The 2065-nt window shown below is 68.7% G+C and carries 2 protein-coding genes; both read right to left on the reverse strand.

Translation table 11 applies throughout. The annotated features are described in order from the left end of the window. Window positions 1–378: 378 nt before the first annotated feature. The gene (locus tag BJF77_RS02390) at window positions 379–1473 is read right to left on the reverse strand and encodes a hypothetical protein (protein ID WP_075871176.1); all 1095 of its coding nucleotides are present in this window, start codon (window positions 1471–1473) and stop codon (window positions 379–381) included. A 260-nt stretch (window positions 1474–1733) separates the two neighbouring features. Further along, window positions 1734–1952, reverse strand: coding sequence for a hypothetical protein (locus BJF77_RS02395; RefSeq protein ID WP_075871177.1), 219 nt, complete (start codon window positions 1950–1952; stop codon window positions 1734–1736). Window positions 1953–2065 lie beyond the last annotated feature (113 nt).

The raw sequence follows: 2065 nt of genomic DNA on the forward strand, positions 1-2065 counted from the left end.
GGGACCGCTGCTGCGGTCCCGGTGGACTCCCTCAGCGGGTGCCTGGCTTAAAAGGGGGCGGGCCCTGCCTAGTCGAGGGGGCGGCAGGGCCCGTCCGATGCCCGCACGGGGGAGGTGGCGGAACATCATCGATCAGCATCTACTCCCGTGGCACGCAGGAATACGTCCATCTGCGGCAGGAGTACTGGCCGTTGCTGATCGATGTCCCCAGGGTAGGACACGTGTGCATTCGTGTACGTGGTGCGGTGGAAGGTGAAGCCGCGTGTCGGCCGGCACTGGGTCGGGCAGGGAACCGCCGGGGAGCACTCCGGCGGGTCCCTGGTAGGCAGGTGCGGCCATGGGGGGGAGGGGGGCAGTTCTCCTGTGCTGGGGGCGGGATCAAGCTAGCGGTCCGGCGGCGCGGCCGGCGGCGATCTGGGCGGCCCAGCGCTGCCGGAACGGCCGCTGGGGACCAGGCACCGGGGAGGACGCTGAGACGGCCGCGGAGGCTGCTGTGCGGGCCGCGTAGCGTTCGGCGGCCGCGCGTGCTGCCGCGCGGCGCTGGGCGGCCTCGGCGGCGACCCGCTGGTCGCGGGACCGCATCGGGTTGCCGTCGGGGTGGGTCCAGGCGCGCATCCGGGCGGCCAGCCAGGCGGCGGGGTTGTCGATGCCCTCCACGGTGAGGAAGCCGTAGCGGGTGCCCTGAGGCGTCCAGTCCAGGGCGGTAAGCACATCGGCGATGGTCCATCCGGCCTCGAAGAACGGCTTGCACACGCTTGCGACGTGGGCGGTGGTGAGCTGGCGCAGCACGATGGCCTCGTACTGGAGCTCCAGGGCCGCCGCCCGCTGAGTCTCCTTCCGCGCCCGACGGGTCCCCCGCTCCGTCAAAGGCTCCGTCGTCGCATGACGGGGCCACAGCGGGGCTGTACGACGGCTCAGGGCGGCGACCACCTCGCGCCGCTGCGCGGCGCGCCTTCGGCTGGGCCGCGGCGTAGCCGCGTCCTTCGGGGAAAGCTCTTCGCGCGCGTGCGGGGAAAGACTCTCCCACTTCGTGGGGACCGGGGTGTCAGTTATCTCCACAGGCTCAACTGCCGGCTGGACGGTGTTGTGGATGAGCGCGTAGACGGGGGCCTCGCCGCGGGTGCGTCCCGTGGCGGCCGGGGTGCGCCCGGCGCTGCGGCCGGTGGCCACCACGGCCAGCAGCCCGGCCTCGCGCAGGTGACGGATCACCCGCGCCACGGTGGAGCGGGAGCGGTCGATCTTCTCCGCCACCCAGTCCCAGGTCGTGCGCCAGGTACGCGAGGCGGGGTCCTGCTGGCGGCAGATGATCTCCACCACGGCCAGCAGGTTCGCCCGGGCATCGGCACGGATCAACTCCAGGCTGGGGTGCTCCAACACGGCCCGGCGCCAAGCGGCAACGTGCTTGGCGAGCTGGCAGCCCTTGGGCACCGCCCGCAGCACGACAGCCTTGGACTGCTCGTGCTCCACCCGCACACGACGAGTACGCGACGGGAACTCTTGGGGGTGCTGACGTTCTGGCTGGTCAGCGGCCAACGTCACGTCGGCAGCACGAAGCCGGGAGGACTCCACATGGTGACGCGTCTCGGCTACACTAGGGAGCACAACAGTCCCCTGTTAATGGGTTCATTGATAGGTCTCATTCAGTTAGCTGTTGAACCAGCTGTCTCGGTCGCCAAACTTCTGACAGCTGGATGACTTCGACGGCCCGCCCTGCACGGCGGGCCGTCAGTCATTTAAGGGTCAAGAGGTAGTTGATTTTTCTCGTTGGACTTGGGGTTGTCGAGCTCGTTGGGGAGTCCCGCGTCACGCCGGATGAGCGCACCGATGTACCGGGCCATGGAGATGTTGTTGGCCTCAGCCTTCTCGGCTGCCAGCCGGTGCTCTTCCGGGTACATCCGGAAGCTGAACGGCACCTTGCTGCCGTACAGGGCTGGCGTCTTGTATTCGCTCACGGTCACATCCTGACAGAGTGGGTTTATATGTGCCAGGGGTTGAAGGGTGTGTCGCACTTCGTGTCGGCTCACATCTGCCACCAGTCGAGCCACTGAGCGAACACGAGAAGGTT

Source organism: Kocuria sp. CNJ-770, from assembly GCF_001942375.1.
Classification (GTDB): domain Bacteria; phylum Actinomycetota; class Actinomycetes; order Actinomycetales; family Micrococcaceae; genus Kocuria; species Kocuria oceani.